17 protein-coding genes are annotated in these 22845 nt (G+C 73.7%); 2 read left to right on the top strand and 15 right to left on the bottom strand.

Annotated features, from left to right (window positions below; genetic code table 11):
• Positions 1-159: 159 nt before the first annotated feature.
• Positions 160-1359, bottom strand: coding sequence for an epoxide hydrolase family protein (locus KK483_RS08890; protein WP_262004670.1), 1200 nt, complete (start codon positions 1357-1359; stop codon positions 160-162).
• 234 nt (positions 1360-1593) lie between these two features.
• Between KK483_RS08890 and KK483_RS08885 the strand changes: the two genes are divergently transcribed.
• Positions 1594-4446 carry an AAA family ATPase gene (locus KK483_RS08885; RefSeq protein WP_262004669.1) on the top strand — a complete coding sequence of 951 codons (2853 nt, stop codon included), beginning with the start codon at positions 1594-1596 and terminating at the stop codon, positions 4444-4446.
• A 1-nt stretch (position 4447) separates the two neighbouring features.
• Here KK483_RS08885 and KK483_RS08880 read toward each other — a convergent pair whose 3' ends face one another.
• From KK483_RS08880 to KK483_RS08820, 13 genes are all read right to left on the bottom strand, one after another.
• Positions 4448-5161 carry a zinc ribbon domain-containing protein gene (locus tag KK483_RS08880; RefSeq protein ID WP_313878558.1) on the bottom strand — a complete coding sequence of 238 codons (714 nt, stop codon included), beginning with the start codon at positions 5159-5161 and terminating at the stop codon, positions 4448-4450.
• A gap of 360 nt (positions 5162-5521) precedes the next feature.
• The gene (locus KK483_RS08875; protein WP_262004667.1) at positions 5522-6085 is read right to left on the bottom strand and encodes a phage tail protein; all 564 of its coding nucleotides are present in this window, start codon (positions 6083-6085) and stop codon (positions 5522-5524) included.
• Positions 6082-8043, bottom strand: a complete 1962-nt coding sequence (locus KK483_RS08870; protein ID WP_262004666.1) for a putative baseplate assembly protein — start codon at positions 8041-8043, stop codon at positions 6082-6084. The genes KK483_RS08875 and KK483_RS08870 overlap by 4 nt, the downstream gene beginning before the upstream one ends.
• The gene (locus KK483_RS08865; RefSeq protein WP_262004665.1) at positions 8043-8465 is read right to left on the bottom strand and encodes a GPW/gp25 family protein; all 423 of its coding nucleotides are present in this window, start codon (positions 8463-8465) and stop codon (positions 8043-8045) included. The genes KK483_RS08870 and KK483_RS08865 overlap by 1 nt, the downstream gene beginning before the upstream one ends.
• Positions 8465-8782 (bottom strand): PAAR domain-containing protein, encoded by a 318-nt coding sequence (locus tag KK483_RS08860; RefSeq protein WP_262004664.1) that lies wholly within the window; start codon positions 8780-8782, stop codon positions 8465-8467. Before KK483_RS08860 ends, KK483_RS08865 begins: the two co-directional genes overlap by 1 nt.
• Positions 8783-8845: 63 nt before the next feature.
• The gene (locus KK483_RS08855; RefSeq protein WP_262004663.1) at positions 8846-10693 is read right to left on the bottom strand and encodes a VgrG-related protein; all 1848 of its coding nucleotides are present in this window, start codon (positions 10691-10693) and stop codon (positions 8846-8848) included.
• Positions 10690-11412 (bottom strand): LysM peptidoglycan-binding domain-containing protein, encoded by a 723-nt coding sequence (locus KK483_RS08850; protein WP_262004662.1) that lies wholly within the window; start codon positions 11410-11412, stop codon positions 10690-10692. Before KK483_RS08850 ends, KK483_RS08855 begins: the two co-directional genes overlap by 4 nt.
• A 57-nt stretch (positions 11413-11469) precedes the next feature.
• Positions 11470-11895, bottom strand: coding sequence for a phage tail protein (locus KK483_RS08845; RefSeq protein WP_262004661.1), 426 nt, complete (start codon positions 11893-11895; stop codon positions 11470-11472).
• A gap of 29 nt (positions 11896-11924) precedes the next feature.
• Positions 11925-13577 (bottom strand): hypothetical protein, encoded by a 1653-nt coding sequence (locus KK483_RS08840; RefSeq protein WP_262004660.1) that lies wholly within the window; start codon positions 13575-13577, stop codon positions 11925-11927.
• 1681 nt (positions 13578-15258) lie between these two features.
• Positions 15259-15417 (bottom strand): DUF6760 family protein, encoded by a 159-nt coding sequence (locus tag KK483_RS08835; protein WP_262004659.1) that lies wholly within the window; start codon positions 15415-15417, stop codon positions 15259-15261.
• The gene (locus KK483_RS08830) at positions 15414-15920 is read right to left on the bottom strand and encodes a zinc-ribbon domain-containing protein (RefSeq protein WP_262004658.1); all 507 of its coding nucleotides are present in this window, start codon (positions 15918-15920) and stop codon (positions 15414-15416) included. The genes KK483_RS08835 and KK483_RS08830 overlap by 4 nt, the downstream gene beginning before the upstream one ends.
• Positions 15917-16357: a phage tail protein gene (locus tag KK483_RS08825; RefSeq protein WP_262004657.1), complete on the bottom strand. Its 441-nt coding sequence runs from the start codon at positions 16355-16357 to the stop codon at positions 15917-15919. Before KK483_RS08825 ends, KK483_RS08830 begins: the two co-directional genes overlap by 4 nt.
• A gap of 35 nt (positions 16358-16392) precedes the next feature.
• Positions 16393-17952 carry a phage tail sheath family protein gene (locus KK483_RS08820; protein ID WP_262004656.1) on the bottom strand — a complete coding sequence of 520 codons (1560 nt, stop codon included), beginning with the start codon at positions 17950-17952 and terminating at the stop codon, positions 16393-16395.
• 409 nt (positions 17953-18361) lie between these two features.
• Between KK483_RS08820 and KK483_RS08815 the strand changes: the two genes are divergently transcribed.
• Complete coding sequence (locus tag KK483_RS08815; protein ID WP_262004655.1) at positions 18362-20218, top strand: DUF4157 domain-containing protein; 1857 nt, start codon at positions 18362-18364, stop codon at positions 20216-20218.
• Positions 20219-20509: 291 nt separating this feature from the next.
• On the opposite strand, the gene KK483_RS08810 is transcribed toward KK483_RS08815, so the two are convergent.
• Positions 20510-22603: an ATP-binding protein gene (locus KK483_RS08810; protein WP_262009404.1), complete on the bottom strand. Its 2094-nt coding sequence runs from the start codon at positions 22601-22603 to the stop codon at positions 20510-20512.
• Positions 22604-22845 lie beyond the last annotated feature (242 nt).

Genomic DNA, 22845 nt, shown 5'->3' with positions numbered 1-22845 from the left:
CCCCGGCCCCCGCCTGCGGGACTCGCTCCCCGGCCCCCGCCTGCGGGACTCGCTCGACGAGGCGCCGTGACACGGCTCGGGGCGGCGGGTGACTCGACTCCGAGTCACCCGGCCGCCCCGCAGTGCCGGCGCCTGTCGGAAGCGCCGGGTCACCGCCGGCTAGCGGAGCGACCTGAGGCCCGTACGGACCTCCTCGACGAAGAGCTCCGGCTGCTCCCAGGCCGCGAAGTGCCCGCCCTTGGGGAGCCTGTTGTAGTGGACGAGGTTCGGGTACGCCTGCTCCGCCCAGCTCTTCGGAGCCTGGTAGAGCTCCTCGGGGAAGACGCTCACGGCCACCGGGAGCCTGACACCCACGGAACCGAAGAACGGCCGCGTGTTCTCCCCGTACAGACGAGCCGCGGAGATCGCCGTGTTCGTCAGCCAGAAGAACGTGATGTTGTCGAGGACGTCGTCACGGGTCAGGCCCTCCTTCTCTCCGGCGAAGGACCGGGCGATCATGGCCAGGCTGTCCCTGTCGTGGTCGAGCAGGAAGGCCGCCAGGCCGACGGGGGAATCCGCCAGACCGGTCAGCGACTGCGGACGGGACCCCATGATGTAGGCGTAGTAGACGTGCCGGTACACGAAGTCCAGCTGCTCGACGGCCGCCTTCTCCTCGTCGTTGGCCAGGACGATGTCGGACGGCAGCGGATTGCCGAGCACGATCGCCGCCTCGATGGCGGGCGGAATCACCTTGGGCATGTTGGTGTGGATACCGACCAGGCCCTCGGGCTCCTGAGCGGCCATGGTGTCCGTGACGACCGCACCCCAGTCGCCGCCCTGCGCCGCGTACCGGGTGTAGCCGAGGCGCCTCATCAGCTCGCCCCAGGCGCGCGCGATGCGCTCGGGGCCCCAGCCCTTCTCGGTCGGCTTGCCCGAGAACCCGTAACCGGGCATCGACGGGATCACCAGGTGGAAGGCGTCGGCCGCGTCCCCGCCGTGCTCCGTGGGGTCGGTGAGCGGCTCGACGATCTTCAGCTGCTCGATGACCGAGCCGGGCCAGCCGTGCGTCACGATCAGCGGCAGAGCGTTCTCGTGCTTCGAGCGGACGTGTATGAAGTGGATGTCCAGCCCGTCGATCTCGGTGATGAAGTGCGGCAGGGCCTTCAGCCTCGCCTCGACCTTGCGCCAGTCGTATTCCGACGCCCAGTAGCGCGCGAGCTCCTGGACCGTGGCGAGCGGCGTGCCCTGCGACTGGTCCGAAACGGTCTCCTTCTCGGGCCAGCGCGCGGCCTCGATACGCGCACGCAGGTCCTGGAGGTCCGCCTCGGGGAACTCGAACGTGAACGGGCGGATCGCCGTCGCTTCGGGAGTAACAGACATGTGGGGTGTCTCCTTGCTGTGGCCGGCGGCTCCGTGCCGCCCGGCTCGTCCACCATGGCCCCGGCCTACGGGCGTCGCCCCAGGGGAAACCCCGGGGGTTGGCCCCGGGGCCGCGGCCGGGGTCGGACCGGGGTCGGGGCCGGGGTCGCCCTTCGGCTCTCCGTCACTGCCAAAAGCACCCAAATGGGAATAAGATCACGGCAATGGAGTAGCGGCGGACCAGGAAGACCGACCATGGGTGTGCCCGCCATCGATGCGCAGGTCCCCCTGCGGGGCCGGGGCCGGGAGCTGGCCGCGTTGGAGCAGGCGCTGGCCACGGCACGGGCGGGCAGCAGCGCGGTTCTCGTCCTTCGCGGGGAGGCGGGAATCGGCAAGACCGCGTTGCTGGACCACGCGGCCGATCGCGCTGTCGGCTTCCGCACCGTTTCGGTCGCGGGTGTCGAGGCGGAGATGGAGCTGCCGTTCGCGGGCCTCCAGCAGCTCTGCGCGCCCTTGCTTGACCGACTCCATCAGCTGCCAGGACCGCAGCGCGACGCACTGTCCGTGGCTTTCGGACTGCAGGAGGGCCGGGCAGGCCGCGAGGGCCAGGAAGGCCAGGAGGGCCAGGAGGGGCGGGAGGGGCGGGAGGGGCGGGCGGGCGAGGCGCCCACCCGCTTCCTGGTGGGTCTGGCCGTGATCGGTCTGCTGGCCGGCTCTGTCGGGGACCGGCCGCTGGCCTGCCTCGTCGACGATGCGCAGTGGCTCGACGACGGGTCCCTTCGGGTGCTGGCGTTCGTCGCCAGGCGGCTGATGGCCGAACCGGTGGCTCTGGTCTTCGCCCTGCGGGAGCCCGGCGAGGGCGACGATCGCGCGCTGGCGGGGCTGCCCGAGCTGATCGTCGAGGGCCTCGGCGAGCCGGACGCGCGTGCCCTGCTGGCTTCGGCCGTCCGCGCACCGCTCGACCCGCTCGTACGGGACCGGATCGTGGCCGAGGCGCACGGCAACCCGATGGCCCTGCTGCAGGCTCCGCACGCGTTCAAGCCCGCCGAGCTGGCGGGAGGCTTCGCGCTCCCCGGCAGGCACCCCGTGGCGAGCGGCATCGAGACCGCCGTCCACCAGCGGCTCCAATCACTTCCGCGCGACAGCCGGCGGCTACTGCTGACCGCCGCGGCCGAGCCGACCGGAGACGTGGATCTGCTGTGGCGCGCGGCCGGACTGCAGGCCATACCGGCCGGCGCGGCGGCGCCGGCCGAGGCCGCGGAACTGGTCGAGTTCGGTACCAGGGTGCGGTTCCACCACCCCCTGGTGCGCTCCGCCGTCTACCGCAGGACGTCCGCGCCGGATCGCCGGGCGGTGCACCGCGCACTGGCGGAGGCCACCGACCCGCGCCGCGATCCCGATCGCAGGGCGTGGCACCGCGCTCACGCCGCGGCCCGGCCCGACGAGGGCGTCGCCGTCGACCTGGAGCGCTCGGCATGCCGGGCCCAGGGCAGGGGAGGAGCCGCCGCGGCGGCCTCGTTCCTGCGGCGGGCGGCGGAACTGACGCCCGATCCCGCACACCGCGTCACCCGTGCACTGGCCGCCGCCCAGGCCGAGACCGACGCCGGAGGCACCGACCAGGCCCTCAACCTGCTGGCGGTCGCGGAGGCCGGCCCGCTCGACGACCTCCAGCACGCCCGGATCGAGCGGCTGCGCGCCCGGCTGGTGTTCTCCCGGGTACGTGGCAGCGACGCGCCCCGGCTGCTGCTCGACGCCGCACGGCGGCTGGCGCCCCTCGACGCGGCCCTCGCGCGGGACACCCTGCTGGAAGCGGTCGGCGCGGCGTTCTTCGCCGGCCGGCTGGGCGAAGGACCCGGGCCCCGGGAGGTGGCCGAGGCGGCCCGCGCCGGACCGGCGCCCCCGACGCCGCCGCGGATGGTCGACATCCTCCTGGACAGCATCACCACCCTGATCATCGACGGCCACGCGGCCGGCGTCGACGCTCTCCGGCATGCTCTGCACACGGTCCGGCAGGAGCAGGAGTCCGGCGCGACGGATGCGGACCGGCACTGGCTGTGGCTGGCGTCCCGTGTGACGCCCGAGCCGCTCGCGCCGGAACTGTGGGACGACGACGCATGGCACGAGCTGGCGGCCGGAGCCGTCGACATCGCCCGCGAAGCGGGGGCGCTCGCCGTCCTCCCGATGGCCCTGACCTACCAGGCGTGCTTCCAGGTGCATGCCGGCGAATTCGGTACCGCGGCGGCCCTGATCGACGAAGCGACGGCGATCTCGGAGGCGGTGGGCGGCGTACCGATGATGTACACCTCGCTGGTGCTGAGTGCCTGGCGAGGACGGGAATCCGAGGCCCTTGACCTCATCGCCACCACCAGCGAAGAGGTGCGTGCCCGCGGCGAGGGGCGCGCTCTCGGCCTGGCCGAGTACGCCACCGCGCTGCTGTACAACGGCCTCGGCCGCTACGACGCCGCGCTGGCGGCCGCCACGAGCGCCTGCCGGTACGAGGATCTGGGGTTCTTCGGGTGGGCCCTGGTCGAACTGATCGAGGCGGCCGCCCGCAGCGGGCACCCGGAGGCCGCCGCACCGGCAATGGACAAGCTCACCGCGCGCACACGCGCCTGCGGAACCGAGTGGGCCCTGGGCACGGAGGCCCTCTCCCGCGCGCTGCTGAGCGACGACCGGGCGGCCGAGGCGCTCTACCAGGAGGCCGTCGAGCACCTCGGCCGCTGCCGGATCGCCGTCCATCTGTCCCGCGCCCGCCTCCTGTACGGCGAGTGGCTGCGCCGCCGGAACCGCCGCCAGGAAAGCCGCACGCAACTGCGTCTCGCCTACGAGGCGTTCAGCCGCATCGGAGCCGACGGCTTCGCCGAGCGCGCCCGCAGGGAGCTGTCGGCGACCGGCGAGACCGTACGCAAACGGACGGTCGGCGTCACCTCCGAACTCACCAGCCAGGAGGCCCAGATCGCCGGACTGGCCGGGGCCGGACACACCAACGCCGAGATCGCCGCCCAGCTGTTCATCAGCCCCCGCACGGTGGAGTGGCACCTCGGCAACGTGTTCACCAAACTCGGGGTCGGCTCCCGCAGGCAGCTCCGCTCCCTGCCGTCTCCCTGACTCAGCCCCGCTGGAAGAACTCCACCTCCGCCAGGGCCAGGTGACGGCCCGGGGACAGGCCGGTGGCCGAGCGCAGGACCAGGCGTACCGTCTTCGCGTCGCTGATCCTCGTAGGGATCGTCTGCGGGCCCGGCTTGTCGCTGAGGGTGAGCTGTTTGATGTGCTTCGTGCCGTCCGGGGTCGTCACCTCCAGTTCCAGCTGGAGTGCGCGTGCCTGGTGGGCGTAGTCCTCCGCGGACGCGGACGCGCCGTTGGTGATGATCAGGTCGACCAGCCGGAACGGCTTGCGGAAGGTGTAGGTCACCGAAGCGCCGGGTCCGGGCGCGCCCCAGTAGCGATTGCTCAGCCCGTCCGTGGTGTTCGTCGCCGGGTGCCGGGGGAGCTCGGCGCTCGCCTCGGTCTCCACAGGGGTCACGGCCTTGGCCTTGCTGAGTTTGTCCCGGGCGTCCTCGAACAGGGCGCGTCCCGCCGGCAGCAGCAGGAAACCGCCCGCGCACAGGGCCACCACCACGGTGAGGATCACGAGGAACCGCACCGCCCGGCCCGAGCCCGCACGCACCCGGCGGCGGAACGGCCACACGGTCCGCCACCACGGCAGCGGGTCGGGCCTCGCGGCGGGGTTCAGCGGAGCCGCGCAGCGTCGGCAGAATCGGCGGTCCGGCAGGTTGGGCGTGCCGCAGGCGGGGCAGGGCACCCCCGCCACTTCGTCCGGCACCGCAGAAGGGCGTACGACAGGGCGCGGGGCCACCGGCTTCGCGGGACGCACGGGCGCGGGTACGTCGGCCGGTGGCGCTGTCTCGGGAGGCGCCGGGGTGGGATCCGCCGGTGGCGCTGTCTCGGGGGGCGCCGGGGTGGGATCCGCCGGGGGCGCGGTCTCGGGGGGCGTCGGTGTGGCGTTCCCCGCGGGCGCGGGCGCCGGGGCGGGGTCCGGCGGGGCCGCCGGCTCCGGGGATGCGGGCCGGGGCGCTCTCGGGGGCGGTGCGGTGTCCGACCAGCCCAAGTACGCGCCGCAGTTGCCGCAGAAGTCGTCGGCGGAGCCGTTGGACGCCCCGCACACGGGACACGTGCGCACGGCTCACCTCCCTTCGTCGGCGGGCGGGCCGGGCAGGACCTCCACCCGGCAGACGGTGTGCACCGGGGACATGGCCCGGACGATCTCCCGGACCCGGTCCGCGTCCACCCGCGTCTGGCGGCCCGGCCACACCCGGACCAGGGTCTCGGCGGGGGGCTCCGGCGGCAGGTCGGCGCCCGGCGTGCTCGACCACGCCGCGCCGCCGTCCCCGGTCACCTCGGCGTCCACGCCGAGCGCGAGGCGCAGGCACTCGACCAGACCGCGCCGGGTGCCGCGCCACCGGTGCAGCTCCACCGCGCGGACCACCGCCTCGCGGCGCAGCTCCACGGGCCACCGCGGGTCGTCGTCGGCGCCCACCCACGACGCCAGCCAGGCCAGGAAGTCGGTCGGAGCCACCCGGGGGTCGAGGTAGGCGGGCAGGTTGTCGAGGGTCGCGAACACCGGGGCGAGGACGGTGTCGAGACCGGCGGTGAACCGCTGGGCGAAGTCGTCGTCCGCGTACAGGGCGGGCAGTTGCCCGCCGATCGGGTACCTGCTCGGCAGGCCGGGGACGGCGGCGCGGCTCATCGCCGTGCCCCCGGCTCGGCGGCCGTGACGACCACCTGGTGCTGGTAGGAGAAGACCAGCGCGCCCGCGGCCAGGTCGATACGGTCCGACGGCGCGCCGCGCCGCCCGGTGATCGGGTCGGCGGCGAACATCAGGATCTCCTCCACGAGCACGTTGCCGGTGGCGCGTTGCAGTACGCCGAACAGCTCCCCGTACTGCACCGGCCGTCCGAACGGCCACCCGGCGCCGTCCGGACCTCCGTACAGCGGGTTGAGGTGCCGGTACAGAGCGGCGAGCGCCGCGTCGCGCACCCGGTCGGTGTCGCCCGGCGCCGCCGTGAGCCGGGCCACGACGGTGACGCCCTGGTAGACCGGCGGCTCCACCAGGAGGCGGGTGCCGATCAGGCGTCGCTCGTCGAGGCTCGCCGTGATCGCCCGGAGCACCTGGTCCGAGGGGATCAGCTGCTCGAAGCGCAGCCGGTCGTCGCCGTCGTCGGCCACCGCGTCCGGCACCACCAGGACCCGCACCGCACCCGCGCCCTCCGGTGCGGGCAGACAGCGGACCCGGCGCACCGAGGGTGCCGCCTGGCGGCTGATGATCTCGTAGTCCTCTGCGGTCACCGCGCGCTCCTGCATCCGCAGCGCCTCCGGCGCCCGCAGCTTGGCGTTGGCGACGGTCTCACCGGCGACGCCGCCGCGCGCCGCCTCCCGGTTGGTGACCCGTGCCACGTACGGGACGGAGCTGCGCAGCACGGAGATCGCGCCGCGGGCGACATTGCCCGCCGGGCCGCCGCCGGTGCGGTAGCGGGCCACCTGCACCTGGGCGCCCTTGGGCGGCACGGCGCCGCACTGCCGCAGCGTGCCGTCCGGCTCGCGCAGCGCCGGGGGGAAGGCGAACTCGCCGGTGGTGGCGTCCACGCGGACGTGCCGGTCGGCCGACCGGGAGCGGCCGAAGTGCTCCACCACCTCCCAGCGTTGCCACCCCTCGGCCGAGGACACCTCCACCACCGGGGGCTCGCCGTCGAGCAGGACCGGCGGGCGGCCGAGCCGGAACGTCTGCCCCGGGACCCCCTCCGAGGTGCCGAGCGGCACGTCGGTCACGGTCTCGGCGTGCTCGACGGACATGGTGCCGCCCACGGTGAACACCGCCGCCTCGCGCACCGTCGGGGACTCCGAGTAGAACGGCTGGCCCTGCTCCGCCTCGGTGACGCGGCAGCGCAGCCAGCCCGCCCGTGTCCCGCCGATCACCGAGGCCGTGTGCCCGGCCGGTACGTACACGATGACCTCGCCGGGCCGGTTCAGCCCGCCGGTGGTGTCCGCACCGGTCTCGCACAGCTGCCAGCCGCCGCCGTCCCACGCCTCCCACACCAGCGGGGGCTGGCGCGGGTCCACGCCGATGCCCTCCACGCGGCTGTCCAGGTGCACCGCGACCACGCAGCGCGGCACCGCCGCCGGCAGGCCGAACAGCAGCGCGTCACCCGGCTCCGGCGCCGCCTGGAAGCAGGGCACGTCACGTCCTTCGGCGAGCGTCCCGGTCCTGTCGGTCTGCTCACCGGTCCGCGGCGCGGTGACCAGACGCGTCAACTCGCTGGGGACGATGTGCAGTTCGGCCGTGGTCGTGAAGACCACCGCTTCCTCGGAGTCACCGCGTGCGGTGGTCACCTCGGTGCCCGCGGGCAGCACCACCGTGTCGGGCTGCGGCGCCGACAGCCAGAAGTCGACCTCGGCCCCGGCCGCGGCCGGGGGGAAGAGGCGGATGCCCAGCAGGTCGAGGAACGCGGTGTAGTTCTTGTCCGGGACCCGGTTCAGCCGGTACAGCAACTGGTCCACGAGGTACGCGAACGTCTCGATCAGGGTGACGCCCGGGTCGGAGACGTTGTGGTCGGTCCACTCCGGGGCGCGCTGCTGCACGTACCGCTTCGCCTCGTCGACGAGTTGCTGGAACCGCCGGTCGTCCAGGTTGGGGGAGGGCAGGGCCATCAGTCCGCGACCAATTCCTCGGCCCCCTCCTCGGAGGGGATCGTGTAGAAGGGAAAGACCAGGTTGCGCCGGTCGTTGGTGGAACGCACGGTGTAGTGCACGTCGATGTAGAGGGTGCCGTCCTCGACGGCGTCGAAGGCGACGACCACGTCGTCCACCGCGATCCGCGGCTCCCACCGCTCCAGGGCCTCGCGCACCTGCTGCGCCATGCGTCCGGCGGTGGCTCCGTTGCCGGGGGCGAAGACGTAGTCGTGGATGCCGCAGCCGAACTCGGGGCGCATGGGGCGCTCGCCGGGCGCGGTGCCGAGCACCAGGCGGATCGCCTCCTCGATCTCCCGCTCCCGGTCGACCAGGGCGATCCCGCCGGTCGGCCCGACCCGCAGCGGGAACGCCCAGCCGCGCCCGATGAACCGCTCGCTCATCACACGCCCCCGATCAGGACGTTGGGGGCGCCCAGGACGACCATCGCGCCGCACGTGGACTGGTCGCGCTGCCGTGCGGCCGGCAGGCCGCCGATGAGGACCTGGTCCTTGGCGAGCGAGCTCGGGTCGGGCTTGATCACATTGGCCGGTCCCAGGGCGGCATGCGGCGGGATCGGGCAGACGACCAGGCTGCCCACGACGGCGGCGGGTCTGCCGCCGATCCACACGGTCGCCACGGACCTGGCGGCCATGGGCGGCGGGGTGCCGACCGTGCCGCCGTGGCTGGTCTGGTCACCGGTACGGGCTGCCATTGGCATGCGGTGCTCCTTGGGCAGGTGGGGGCAGGTGGGGGGACATGTAGGGGCAGGTAGGGGCGGAGGTCAGTTGATCCTGATGAGCTTGGCCTTGAGGACGCCGAGCAGACCGCCGTCGACCGTGACGCCCGTGCGGCCCTTGATGTCGACGTTCGCGCTGCCGTCGATGTTCACATTGCGGCCGCCGATCTTCACCCCGACCCTGCCCTGGATGTCCACGTTCCGGCCGGACACGCTCACATCGCCCCGTCCCGCGTCCACGGTGATGCCCTTCCTGTCGAGCACGACGGAGCTGAGCGGGCTGCCGCCCTTCCGGGCGTACACCGTCAGCTCGATCCTGCCCTTGCGTTGGTCGACCTTGATCTCGAGACGCTCGTCGGCGGATGCGAGCCTGAGCCCGGAGAGGCCCGGTGCCCTCGCGTCAAGGAGCTCCAGCCGGTGCCCCGAACGGGACACGACGGAGCGGCGGTTGACCTTCCCGGTGGTCTTGTCGATCAGCGGGACGTCGTGCGGCGAGGGCTTGTCGACGCCGTTGTAGAGCCCGCCGATGACATACGGGCTGTCCAGCAGACCCTGCTCGAAGCCGACCAGGACCTCGTCGTTGACCTCGGGGCTCACCACGCCTCCGCCGCCCTTGCCGCCCCACTGCACGGTGCGCACCCAGTCGGTGGTGTAAGTGTCGTCCAGCCAGGGGAACTTGAGCTTCACCCCGCCGCTCTGAGCGCCGCCCGGCTCGCGTACGTCCGTCACCACGCCGATCGCGAGTCCCGGCATGCGCGAGCCGCGGGACGGCGCGTCGGCGCCGGTCACCAGGCCGGTCAGGGAGCGGTCGGGGCCGGCTCTGACCCACACCGTGGTCCGGTATCCGCCGTGCGGTTCGAGGACGTGCTGCACCGCCGTCGCCGTGTACTTGCCGGAGAACGCCTGTCCGACGTTGCCGAGCGCCACGGGTTTGCCGGCCCGCAGCAGCGGGTTGCCCTCGGCCAGCACCTCCAGCTCGCCGAAGCCCGCGCTGACCTGATCGGCCACCGCGTCCGCGACCGCCTTCGTCTCGGCCTGCGTGCGGTACGGGGTGTCGGTGACGGTCAGCTTCGACGACTTGCCGAACCGGGCGGCGAGCGCCGGACTCAGCCCCGGCACCACCGTGTCACTGGTCACCGACGGCGTCCTGGCCACCAGCGGCCGCTTCGTGGTGACGTCCCAGCCGCGCACCTCCACCTGCGACGCACCGTCCGCGGCCGACAGCGACGCGCGCAGCGCGAGCAGGTTCCGCCCGTACTCCAGCACCAGCGGGTTCCTGGCGGCCGAGGTCGACGGCGCGGGCGCGCCGGACGCCTTCTTCGGCTTGGTGAACTGGAGCATCCCCTTGTCGTCGACGCGCACCTGCGCCCCGCTCTCGGCGGCCAGGAACAGCAGGAAGTCCCAGTCGGAGACGTTCGCCTGCGAGAGCTGCTTGTAGGTGACCGGCGCGGCCTGCACGGTGCCGCAGGCGAGCCCCGCCCCTGCGGCCACCTTGCGGACGATCGCCGACGCCGTCATGTTCCGGTACGCCACCACCTTCCGGCCCCGCTGCAGGCGGTGGGCCTTGGAGTAGGCGCGCACCAGCGTGAACGAACCCGTGCGGTCCCGGTCCACCTCCAGGGCGGTCACCTCGCCGTTGAACAGCCGCTCGCGGGCCTGCCCGGTCACGGTCATCACCGAGACCTTCAGCGGGGTGCCGATGGTGATACCGGTCTTCCTCAGGAACTCGTGGTCGGGGTCGCGGAAGGTGAGCACCGCCGCGTCCGGCAGGCCCACGTTCTCGTCGACCACGCAGCTCACCAGCTGGGCGGCCCAGACCGGCGGGAGTTCGCCGGGCGCCTCCACGATGGGGTCCGCCGCGAACGACCGGCCGTCCCGTGCCCCGCCTGTCACAGCTCCTCCTCAGCGCCCGCGTCGCTCATGGCCGGCACCACCAGTTCGGTGCCGGGTACGAGCGCCATCGGGTCGTCGATTCCGTTCGCCTCCGCGATGACCCGCCAGGCCGTCGCGTCGCCGTATTCCTGCCAGGCCAGCAGGGCCAGGCTGTCGCCCGCCACGACGGTGTGGGTGGAGCGGGCGGTGCGCGCGCCGGAGGTGGGGTTCTGCCCCGACGGGCCGACGGTCGCCTCCTCGATCGACAGCTGGCAGGTGGCCCGCAGCGGCTTGCCGTCCACGTCGAACAGCGTGTACGTCACGGACAGGCTGGAGAGCACCCCGTCGAACGAGGTCGTCCGCGCGCTGCCCCACTCGAACCGCACCCACGGGCTGGCCGGCTTCTTGCGGCCCAGGCTGGCCTTGGTCGGCACGCAGGCCTTCATCAGCTTCTCCACCGCCTGCTCCACGGAGTTGTCGTGCTTGGCGGTGGCGTCCAGGAACACCTCCAGGCTCAGCTCGCGCGGGCCGCTGCCGACGAACTCGGGCAGCGCCGACTCCTCCGCCATCCGCGACGGGGAGCGCCGCCACTCGGTGGTCTTGCGCAGTTCCAGGGAGGAGGGGTTGAACTGGAGGTCGAGCCGCGCGAGCGTCCCGCCGGGCTTCGCGCCGACCGAGGCAGGGGGCTCCTTCAGGGTCAGCTGGGCCCTGGCCCGACTGGTGCGGGATGACTTGGCCATGCCGGGACTTCCTTTCCGGGACGATCAGTTGGGCGGCGGACGGTTCATGACAGGGGATCAGGAAGGGCTCAGCCCCTCGTGGGCGATCTCCAGCGTCTCCACCGCCGCCTCCGAGTTGTTGGGGTCGAAGGACGGGCCCTGCCAGCGCACCGGGACGATCCCGAAGACCTGCCAGCTGATGATCTTGGTCAGGTCCGGTTTCAGCGCCACGATCTCGCCGTCCTTGGGCTCGACCTTCTTCAGCGTCTCGTCGAGCCATTTGGCGATCTTCGCCGTGTCCTTGGTGACCGGCCGGGTGAGTGTGATGTTCGACCAGGTCACCCGCCCGGGCAGGTTGTGGGTGAAGGCGTTGTTGCCGCCCTCGGCGTAGGTCTCGATCTCGACCTCGGCGCCCATGCCGGAGCAGGTGTGGAAGGCGCCCAGGTCGTTGCCGCCGATCACGAGTCTGAAGAACACGCTCGTCGCGAAGATGTTGTCCGTCATTCGTCCGTCATCCGTTCCGTGCCACGCCCTCAGCGGCGTCCGTCGTAGGGGCGGCCTGTACGTTCCCGTCCGCGCCGCAGCTCGGTGCGCAGCAGCCGGGACACCGGGTCGATCAGACGGCGCGCGAGGTCGTCCAGGTCCAGGCCGGGGTCCTGCGGCGTCTCGGCACGCCTGGCCGTGCGCTTGGCGGCGGCCTTGCCGGAGGCGGAGCTCTCGGAGGCCGACCGCGGCCGACCGCGCACCTGCTCCGAACCGGCTGCTTCGACACGGGAGGTGGCGAGGTCGCCGGCCGCGGAGTGCGACCGCTGCCGACCGAGCGTCGGCTTGGCGGCCTTCCCCGTGAGTACGGAGTCGTCCGCGGCGTAGGGCGCACGCTGGACCGGGGTTGCCCCGCCGCCCGGTGCGGCGGCCCGGGGCCGGACCACGGGTACGTTCCCGGCCGCTGCGGAGGCCGACGGGGCCGATCCCGCCGGACGGTCCGCGAGCGGCGGCGTCAGCGGGGCGGTCACCGGAAGGGCCCGCCCCGGCACGGCGGCGGCCGGACCGCTCGCCCCCGGGGTCGCGTGGCCCGGCGGCACAGGCTGTACGACCGGGACGCGCTGGACGGAGACGGAGGAACCGGGTGTCTGTGGGCCCGAGTTCTGTGGCCCGGCGTGCAGGGTCGCGGCGCGCTGGACGTACGGTGCCGCCTGGGCGGCAGGTCCGGGGTGTGCGGTCGAGGCCCGCTGGATCTGCGGGGCCGCCGGTCCGGAGTCGGGGTTCGCGGCCCGCTGCACGTGCGGCGTCGCCGGGGCGCCCGCGGACGGGCCCGGCGCCGGGTGCGCGGGCGTGCCGGTGCCGCCCTGGCCCTGGGGAGCGGCCGGGGCGCCGGGCCAGCGCATCGGCACCACGGGACGGGTGCCGGACGGGGCGGCGGCGGGCTGTGCCGTGCCTTCCGTGGCGCGAGTGCTCAGCGTGAGCGGGCGCGCGGGGAGCAGTTGGAGGGTGAGCGGTGCCGCCGGAGCGGAGAGGGCCCCGGAGCCGGTCACGGTGAGCGGGTCCGGGCCGGCCGCGCCGGGGGTCCGGGCCGCGGTGCGGTGGGGGCGGGGTGCCGCCTGGGCGGAGGGCCTGTCGGCGGCCAGGGTCCCCGCGTCCGGGGTGCCTTCGGCCACGGCGCGGGCCACGACGACCGGGCCAGGGGCGCCGGGGACTTGGGGCTGTTGCGGGCCGGGGTGCGGCACGCTCCCTTCCGGAGCCGGGGTGCCTGCCGGTGCGGATGGCGGCGTCACCAGGGGCGTGGCGGGCCCGGTTCCGTGGTCCGCGGGGTGACCGGGTGACGTGGTGTCCCGGGCGACGGAGTCGTCGGCGACCCGGCGCTGGACGTCGGCCGACCCCAGCAGCGGTGCGCCCGCTCCCCTCGCCCTGCCGTCCCCGCGTGCGGGCGGTGCGGCCTCGGTCGGCGTCCGGCCGCAGTCTGGGGTGGCCGCGGAGCCGCCCTCGTCCCGGCGGGCCGGAGCGCGCTGGATGTGCGGGCCGGGCGCAGGACGGGAAGCGCGGGCGCCGGACGCGGCCGAACCGGGCACGTCGGCGCTCGGCGGCAGCGCGGGCAGCGGTGCTCCCAGACCGCCACGAGTGCGTGCCCCGGACCGACCCGAGTCGGACGTCCGGCGCGGCGCGGGGCCGTTCTGAGCGGTTTGCTGCACACCGGCGTCGGATGCGCCCGGGCCGTCCGCCTGACGCTGGACGACGGGAAGCGCAGGACCGGTCCCGGACCCGGCGCCGGGCGCCGCGGGACGCGGGGCGGCGGCGCCATCCGCCAACGGTGTTGCGGTGGAGGGTAGTTCGCTGAGCGGAGCGCCGAGCGGTGCGCGGCTTCCCGTGCGGGGGACGGTCCGCTGCACGGGGGGCGTCGAGGGCGCCGTCGTACCGGCCGGTGCGGTCGTGGCAGGGCCGGGCGTGTCGGAGGTGGCGCCCGGTGCCGGAACGGCGGCGGGCGGACGCAGGGCGGGAACGCGGCGCGCCGGTCCGGCCTGGCGCCGGGCGACGGTCAGGCGGGGGCCCACCGGGCGGGGCCGGACGGTCACTTGGGACACGTCGACGCCAGTGGCACGCGCTGCCTCCGGCAGGTTGCTGCCCCCATGGGCCCCTGGCTCCGTCGTCCGCGGCGTCCCCGTTGTCCCCGTTGTCCCCGACGCCGCCGTTCGCCGGTCGGCCGGGCCGGAGGACGTACGCCCCCCTGAACCGCCCGGCGACCTGGGTGCGCTCCCGGAGTCCGGCCGGGGTCCGCCGACGGCTGTACCAGGGATCACCGCAACCCGTCGTACCGGCGGAATCCCGCGAGCGGCGGTCCGGCGGCCGGTGTCGGCCGGCGTCACCAACGGTGCCGTGCCCGGCTCCACGGCCCGCTGGACGGCGGGAGGCGACGAGGAGAGCACGGCGGGTGAATCCGCGGACGTGATGCCACGGGTGCGCGGAGCATCGGCCGAACGGCCCTGCCCCGCACTGCTGTTGTCGGCGGCACGCTGAACCACGGGCCCAGCGCCGGCGCCCGCTCCTGAGCGCGCCGAGCCGGACGGCGTCGTACCGGGAGACCCCGAAGCGGAGCCCGACGTACCGGACGAGCCGGGACCGGAACCCGCCGAACGGGATGAACCAGACCCGGAAGACCCCGACCCGGTGGGACCCGATCCGGACGAACGTGAACCTGACGGACCCGAAGCAGACGGACCCGAAGCGGACGAACTCGAACCGGACGCCGATCCCGATGAACCCGAACCGGATGCCGTCGACCGGGACGTACCAGATCCGGACGATCCCGACGCGGCCCCCGGTCGCACCCGACGCGCGACCGGAGTTGGCTCACCGCCACCGCCACCGCCATCGCCACCGCCATCGCCACCGCCACCGCCCGAGGTCCGTCCCGCGCTGACCGCGTTCCCGGCGCCCGGGGTGCCGCCCTGCGGCTCGTCCGCCCCGTCCGGCCGCACGGCCCGGAGCAGCAGTGGCCCGCCACCGGTTCGGGTGGGCCGTGGGGCGGCGAGGCGGGTGACGCCGCGGACCACACCGGTGGGAGCAGTCGGCAGCAGGGCATGGCCGAGGCCGCTGTCGAAGGAAGGGTTCTGCCAGGCGGCGAGGCCGGCGCGGAAGGTCAGGCCGTCGCTGACGCCGAGCGGGGTGCGGGCCACGGTGAGGGTCGGTGGCGCGGTACGACGCCAGCCGCCGTCCCAGTCGCCGGGCACGGCGGAACCGCCCGCGGCGGAGCCGGTGGCACGGGACGTGCCCGGCCCCCCGCCGTCGCCGGCCGGACCGTCCGGCACGGACGCGGCCGGACCGCCGGAGCCGGACCGGCCGCGGCGGCGCAGCCTGTCCCGCCATGCCATGTACTCAACCGCCTTCGTTCATACGGGTGTTGATGCGGGCGATCTCGGCCACCCACTCCTGGCGTTCGCCGTGGGTCAGGTCGAGGATCTCCTCGCGCTGCCAGTGGAAGTGGTAGGCGATGTACGCGATCTCCTCCCGGAGCCGGGGAAGGGCGTACGTCACGATTCCCCCAGGCGCCCACCCGAGAGGTCGACCTCGAAGCCGCCCTCGCAGTGCGGGCAGGTGACCGCCGCGCGGGTGTGGCCCTCGCTGTTGACGCGGCGGTAGAAGTCCTGGAGGAACGCCACGTCGGTGGCGTACATCCGCTCCACGATCCCGGCGTGCACATCGCTGATGGTGCCGAGCCGGGTGATCACCTGGCTCAGCAGCACCACGCTCAGGTACGCCGGGTTCTCCTTGACCCGCAGGTCGATCTGGGGCCGCAACTCGTCCCGGGCGGTGGCCAGGCGCATCGTGCCGTGCCGGTGCACCGTGCCCGTCTCGTCGACGTATCCGCGCGGCAGCTCGAACTCGAACTCGGTGCGCAGCCCGTGGTCCTCCCTCGGCGCGGGAGTGGGGGCGGGGGCGGGGGCCGGGGTGGCCGCCGCCTGCTCCGACGCCTGGGCGGGCGCCGTCACCTGGAGGAGCTCCTCCAGGTTGCCCGCCGTCACCGTACGGCGCCTCATTCGACGACGATCTCCTCGAACGTGATCGTCACGGACTCGGTGGCCGGGGACGACTCGCCCGCCTTCAGGGACGGGCCCTCCCACTTGGAGGCCCAGCCCTGCATCAGCTGGATGCGGCGGACCGTGTTGCCCTCGGTGTCCTTGATCTCGATCGTGAGGTTCTGCCGCGCGGTGTTGACGGCGCCGTTGTTCAGCGTCTCCTTGATCCAGTTGGTGAACTCGCTGCTCTGGTCGATCCCGCGGGTGATCGTGATCTCACCGGCCTGCCGGGCACCCGGCTGCTTGCGGATGATCTGCTTTCCGTCCTGGCTGACCTGCTTGACCTCTACGACATCCTCTTCGACGGTGAACCCGCTGATCTCCTGGATCGACTCGACCATGTAGCCGCCGAGCTGCACGCCGAAGATATGGGTGGAAAGAGCATCGCCCGTTGCCATGACTGTCTGTCACCTTTCCTTGCCGGACCCGCGGGTCACTCGTCGATGAGGCTGGTGCTGTCGGAGAACTGGGCCAGCCGGAAGACCACGAACTCCGCGGGCTTCACCGGCGAGACGCCGATCTCGCAGATGACCCGACCCTGGTCGATGGACTCCTGCGGGTTGTTGTCGCGGTCGCACTTCACGTAGAACGCCTCTTCGGCGGTGCGGCCGAACAGCGCGCCCCGGCGCCATTCCTCGGTGAGGAACGCGGTGACGTTACGGCGGATGCTGGACCACAGCCGGTCGTCGTTGGGCTCGAAGACCACCCACTGGGTGCCCAGGAGGATCGACTCCTCCAGGTAGTTGAACAGGCGGCGCACGTTCAGATAGCGCCAGGCCGGGTCGGAGGAGAGGGTGCGGGCGCCCCACACCCGGACGCCCCGGCCGGGGAAGGCCCGTACGCAGTTCACGCCGATCGGGTTCAGCAGGTCCTGCTCGCCCTTGCTGAGCCGGAGCTCCAGGTCCACCGCGCCGCGGATCACTTCGTTGGCGGGCGCCTTGTGCACACCGCGCTCGGCGTCGCTGCGCGCCCACACACCGGCGATGTGACCGCTCGGCGGGACGGTGGTGTTGCGTCCGGCGGCCGGGTCGAAGACCCGCACCCACGGGTAGTAGAGCGTGGCGTACCGGGAGTCGTAGCCCGCCTCGTCGTTGCGCCAGGTGCGCACCTGCTGGGCGGAGAGCCCGGGCGGGGCGTCCAGGACGGCCACCCGGTCGCCCATCTGCTCGCAGTGCGAGATCACGGCGAGCTGTACGGTGCGCACGCCCTCGGCGTCGATGTCGCCGCGCTGGTAGGCGCTCATCAGGTCCGGCACCGCGACCATGGTGATCTCGTCGATGGTCTCCAGGCCGCCGAACCCGGTACGGGCCGCCGCGTCGCCGACGTACTCGGCCGGACCGAGGCGCGACACCTCGCCGGAACCGGGCGCGGCGGGCGCGGCCGGGGCGTCGGGCAGCGCCACGGTCCGGCTCGCGGGCCGGCTCTGGGTGGCTCCCCGCTTCTCGGTGACCTCGATCAGCTTGGAGGAGCGGGCCTGGTTGACCAGGTACCCCTTGACGTTCCTGCGGGTGGAGACCTCGTACGTCTCCACCACCTCGTCGCCCTGACGGACCAGGACCTTGAAGCGGTCCTCCGGCGCGTTCTCGCCGTCCGCGTCGGCGACCTCCACCGACACACCGGAGACGCCGGGCCGGGCGGCGACCAGGAACCCGCCGAGCTCCACCGGCTCCACCGCGCCGGTCTCGCGCCGCCGGGCGCCGTCGGCCGCGGGGGCGGAGGCGTCCTCGGCGGAGCCGCCGATCCGCACCACGTACGCGGCGCCGCCGCCGTTGGCGAAGTACCCGTAGACCGCGTGGGGCAGGTAGGTGCCCTCGGCGAAAGCGCCGAACTGCTGGGTGTACTGGTCCCAGCTGGTGACCAGCGTCGGCGCGTGGAACGGGCCGTTCTCGGCGAACCCGACGAACGCGGCGACGGCGGTGCCGACCCCTTCGATCGGTCGGGCACCGGACTGCACCTCCTCCACGTACACGCCCGGGGTGAGGTACGTCGGCATGCTCGCTCCTTCGCGTCCTGCGGATCAGTCACCTGTGTCCAGGCCGAGTCTTCGGGGCGTTCCGGCACGGCGACAGGGACCCGCGGCCCTGGCCGGGGGCAAGATCGCTGCCTTTCCGGACTCCCCGCGAGTCCCGGACCTGGCCGACCGGGCGGACCGCGTGTGGGAACAGGAGGCGGCCCCGTCCTCGTACGCCTGTCGCCTTCGGTGGGGGCACGGCTTCCGGGTCCGGCCGGTGGGCGGGCCGAGGGGACCCCCGGCGCCCCTGGGGGCCCCTCGTGCTGCTCGTGCTGCCCTTTCGGTCCAGCCGGGAGCGCACAGGGCAATGCCCTCGCTTCCCTTCCGGTAGCGCCGCCGGCCCCATTTGTATGAGGAAGACACTCCTCGGCCCCCTGGGAAGGATCGCTTCATGCGCGTGCGAGACGTCGGCAAGACACCTGGCGCGGACAAGCCGCAGCGTCCCGCGTCCCGCACTGTGTCGACGGCCCCGAGCCCGGCGGTACATGCGAGGGGCGGCCCGGCACCGGACACGATCCCCGCCCTTCAGCGGAGCGTCGGCAACGCGGCGGTGACCCGCATGGTGCAGCGTGACGCGCACCGGCACGACGCGGGTTCCTGCCAAGGGGAGCACGCCGATACGGTCCAGCGCTCCGCGGTCCATGACGTGCTCCGGTCCCGGGGCCGCTCGCTTCCGGAGCCGGTCGTCTCGGAGATGGAAGGGCGGCTGGGGGCTCCCGCGGGCACCTTTCGGGCGGTGTCCCTGCATGACTCGCCGCGCGACATCGAAGTGGCCCGGTCCATCGGCGCGATCGCGTTCACCTCCGGGGACCATGTCGTCGGAGACGTGTCCAGGCCGCAGGTCCTGGCGCACGAACTGCATCATGTCCGCCAGCAACGCCAAGGGCCGGTTCCCGGCACCGACACGGGGAACGGTCTGAGGATCTCCGACAGGAACGATCGCGCGGAACGGGAGGCGGAGGCGGTCTCGGCCGCGGCGATGGCCGCCCCGGCCCCGGTCCAGCGTGACACGGTCCAGCGCGACACGGACCGGACGTTCGCCACGACCCGGAGCGGCCCCGCGGCCGGCGGAGCCGTGGAGATCCAGCGGAAGGTCGGATTCGAGTTCGAGACCAATATGTTGGTGCGGGCCGGCGAAGAGCCGGTGATCTCCAAGAACGAGAAGGTCTTCGAGGCCGCGTCGGGTGACTGGTACATCACTCCCGACGCCAGCGCTCTGGAGTTCGTGACCGTTCCCTTCGAGGAGGAGGGCGACACCCCGGAGCTGGAGAGGATGGGCAGGGCCGTCAGCGAGATGGCCAACGCGTTCGGACAGCTCCATACCGCGACTAAGCTGGCCGCCCTCATGGACGGGAACGCGGAGCTGCACGAGGTCCTGTCGGAGGAGGGCACCACCCATCAGCACAACGGAAACGATGTGTACGTGCCAGGCACGGACCGTCTGTACCCACCACTGGCGAAGCCGCAGGCGACCGGGGGCGTCGCCCTGGAGAGGATGCTCGCCCTCTTCGAGGCGGTGGTGAGCCAGGAACTCCCCCTCAAGTCTCCGTCGAACCCGGAGGACGTGGCGATCCTGGGGGAGGATCCGGAGAAGCGCACCAACACGACCACGCTCGGCGGCGCCAACCCGAGGCGGGACGCGGCGATCCTCACGGACGCCCGGTCGTTGGCCGACAAGTACGTCACGGACCTCCAGACGTCCGAAACGGGAGAGCTCAAGGGGCTGTTGGCTCTGGTGTTCTCGTATCTGCTGGCCGGTGCCCAGCAGTCGGGACGGCAGGATCAGGCGAAGTACTTCCTGCCCCTGATGAGCCGTATGAGCTTCTCCGCGATGTACGCGGCGCTGCCCGAGGAGGCGAGGTCCGCCTTCGACCCTGCCCGCGTTCTCGCGGTGGCCGGTCTCGTACCGGACGACCCCGTCTACAAGGAGGGCTTCGCCGACCATGGTGCGGGCGACACCGCCAAGTCCCGCGGCCCGCGGCGCAGGCAGTGGCTGGACAGCATCGCCTCCGGTGGGCCGGACCTGATGTCCGCGGGCGGGGGAAGCGCGGTGACCGAGGGGATGAAGGCCAGTTCACCGGCCATGGGCCAGCACCATCGGCTCGATCCCGGGCACGCGCCCGATGTGTCCGAGCTGGTGCAGATCGAGCTTCGCCGCCTGCCCGGCCAGGTCCCCCCGGAGGAGTGGCTGCCGGTCGCCGCCGCCATCTTCGAGATGTTCAGGCAGGTCCAGGGGACGAGGGCCTGACTCGCGCTCTCCGCCTTCGTGAGGGGATCCGAGTCCATGGCGCCGGGCCGGTGTCCTTCTGCTTCTGCCGCGCACCGCACCGCGCACCGCGCTCCGCACCGCGCACCGCGCTCCGCACCGCGCACCGCGCTCCGCACCGCGCACCGCGCTCCGCACCGCGCTCCGCACCGCGCACCGCGCTCCGCACCGCGCACCGCGCTCCGCACCGCGCTCCGCACCGCGCACCGCGCTCCGCACCGCGCACCGCACCGCGCACCGCGCACGGGACGGCGGCCCCCTCAGGCCCAGCCCTCAGGCGTCGGTGACCTCCGCCAGGTACGGGCCGAACTCGCCCTCCAGGACCAGTCGTCCGAGCTTGCGGTACTCCTGCACGACCGCCGTCACCACCTGCCGCATGGTCAGCGGTCCGCCGGACTCCGCCGCGAGGTAGGCCGCGGTCACCGCGCAGGCCCTGATCGAGCCGCCGGCCAGTTCGAAGCGGTCCGCGCAGAAGCCGAGGTCCAGGTCGCCTGCCCGGGGCAGCCGGTCGCCCAGGCACCGCTCCCACAGGGCGAGCCGCCGGCCGGCGTCGGGCACCGGGAAGTCCGCCACCACGTCCAGGCGGCGGGTGAACGCCTCGTCCAGGTTGGCCCGCAGATTGGTGGTCAGGACCGCGATCCCGTCGAACGACTCCATGCGCTGGAGCAGGTACGCCGACTCGATGTTGGCGTGCCGGTCGTGCGCGTCCTTCACCTCCGAGCGCTTGCCGAAGATCGCGTCGGCCTCGTCGAAGAGCAGCACCGCGTTGACCGCCGACGCCTCGGTGAAGATCCGCTCCAGGTTCTTCTCCGTCTCCCCGACGTACTTGTCGACGACCGTGGACAGATCCACCACGTACAGGTCCATGCCCAGGTCCGCGGCGACGACCTCGGCGGACATGGTCTTGCCGGTGCCCGACTCACCGGCGAACAGCGCGATCACACCGCGCCCCCGCCCGCCGCCCGGCCGCATCCCCCACTGCCCGAGCACCTGCTCACGGTGGCGGGCGCGCAGCGCGAGTTCGCGCAGCCGACGGCTGGTGGTGGGCGGGAGCACCAGGTCGTCCCAGCCGACGCCCGGCTCCACCCGGCGGGCGAGCCGGTCGAGCCCCGCGCCGTTCTGGGCGCGCACGGCTGTTCGCAGGTCGTCGGGGCCGACCGGGCGGCCGTCGAGGGCGGCCGTGCGCACCGCCGCGTCGGCGGCGCGGCGCAACTGTCCGGAGTCCAGGCGGTGCGCGGCGACCGCCCCGGCCAGCGCCTCGGCGTCACCGGTCGCGGAGCCGCCACCGGCGGCCCGGTCGAGGGCGTGCCGCCACCGCGTGGCCTGCCGCTCGGGAGAAGGAGCCGGTACGGTCACGACGAGGGGGGTGTCGGCCGCCCACATCGGGTCCCAGCCGAGGGTGCCGTGCGTGAACAGCGGGATTCCCCGCAGCGCCGCGCACAACACCCCGAGCACACGGGCACGTTCGGCGGGCTCCGCGGGCAGCGCCTCCAGAGGGCCGAGGACGACCCCGCCCCCGGTCAGACGGGCTTCGAGGGCGGCCACCCGGGCGAGCTCCGGCACCTCACCGGCGCGCCGGGCGAGCGCCACCGCGTCCAGGACGAGCGGGCGCAGCCCGGCCGCGCGCAGGGCGGCGACGGCCAGTCCCTCGGCGTCACCGCCCCGGCTGCGCAGATGGACGAGGCCGACGCCGGTCCCGGCCGCGGCCGCCGTCCGGCGGACCTCCGCCGCCTCGGCGGTCGGGTCCTCGTGGGCCTCGCCGAGCACCCCGGCGAGCCGGGCGTCGGGCTGCGCGTTGCCCAGGAGGTGCCCGGTGACCCGGTCGGGGACCGCCAGGACGCGGGACAGCGGCGGCCGTTCCGGCTCGGTGACCTCCAGCAGACCACCCGCGACCAGCGGCGCTCCGGGGGCGATCCGGAAACGGGCGGACGCCGCCCCGGCGAGCCCGCACAGCTCCAGGGCGAGCCCGACCGTGGGCCGGCGGCGCGTCAGGTCGTCGTTGAGGTAGCCGTAGAGCCGTTCGAACCGCGCGTCCAGGTCGGGCGCCACCGCGACCAGGAGCAGGTCCAGGTCCAGCGGGGACAGTCCGAACCGACCTGCGAGGCCGTCGAGCGGGGAGCCGGCCGGTGGGTGCCACAGCTCGTGGGCGGGTACGTCGAGGCCCCCCGGCTCGTCCAGGATGCGGGCCGCCGCCTCGGGGGTGAGGTACTGGCCCCGGTACGGGTCATCGGGGTCGGGGTCGGCGGCGCGGCGGACCGCCACCGCGCGCCGCACCCGCTCCTCGACCGCGTGCAGCCGAGCCCACAGGTGCTGCTCCCCATCGGCGGAGACGGCTTCGGCGCCGGGGCGAACGGCAGCTCGGTCGATAGCTCGGTTTCTAGCTCGGTCGGCAGGCCCGTCGGCAGGTAGGGCGACGGGCCTGCCGACGGGTTCCGTGGCGAGGCCGGCTTCGGCTGCGACATCGGCGGAGGAAGCCACGGCGGAGGAAGCCACGGCGTCGGATCGGTCGACGACAGGTTCGGCGATATGTGTCACGGCAGACGATCTCCCCGGCGGCGCCGGTCGGTGTCGGGCCGAACGGTTGCGAGGTTTCCCGTGCGCAGCCGGTC

It is taken from the genome of Streptomyces sp. FIT100 (genome assembly GCF_024584805.1).
In the GTDB taxonomy this organism is placed as follows: Bacteria; Actinomycetota; Actinomycetes; order Streptomycetales; family Streptomycetaceae; genus Streptomyces.
Note: the sequence above shows the minus strand (reverse complement) of the source record. Positions and strands in the feature narration are given on the sequence as shown.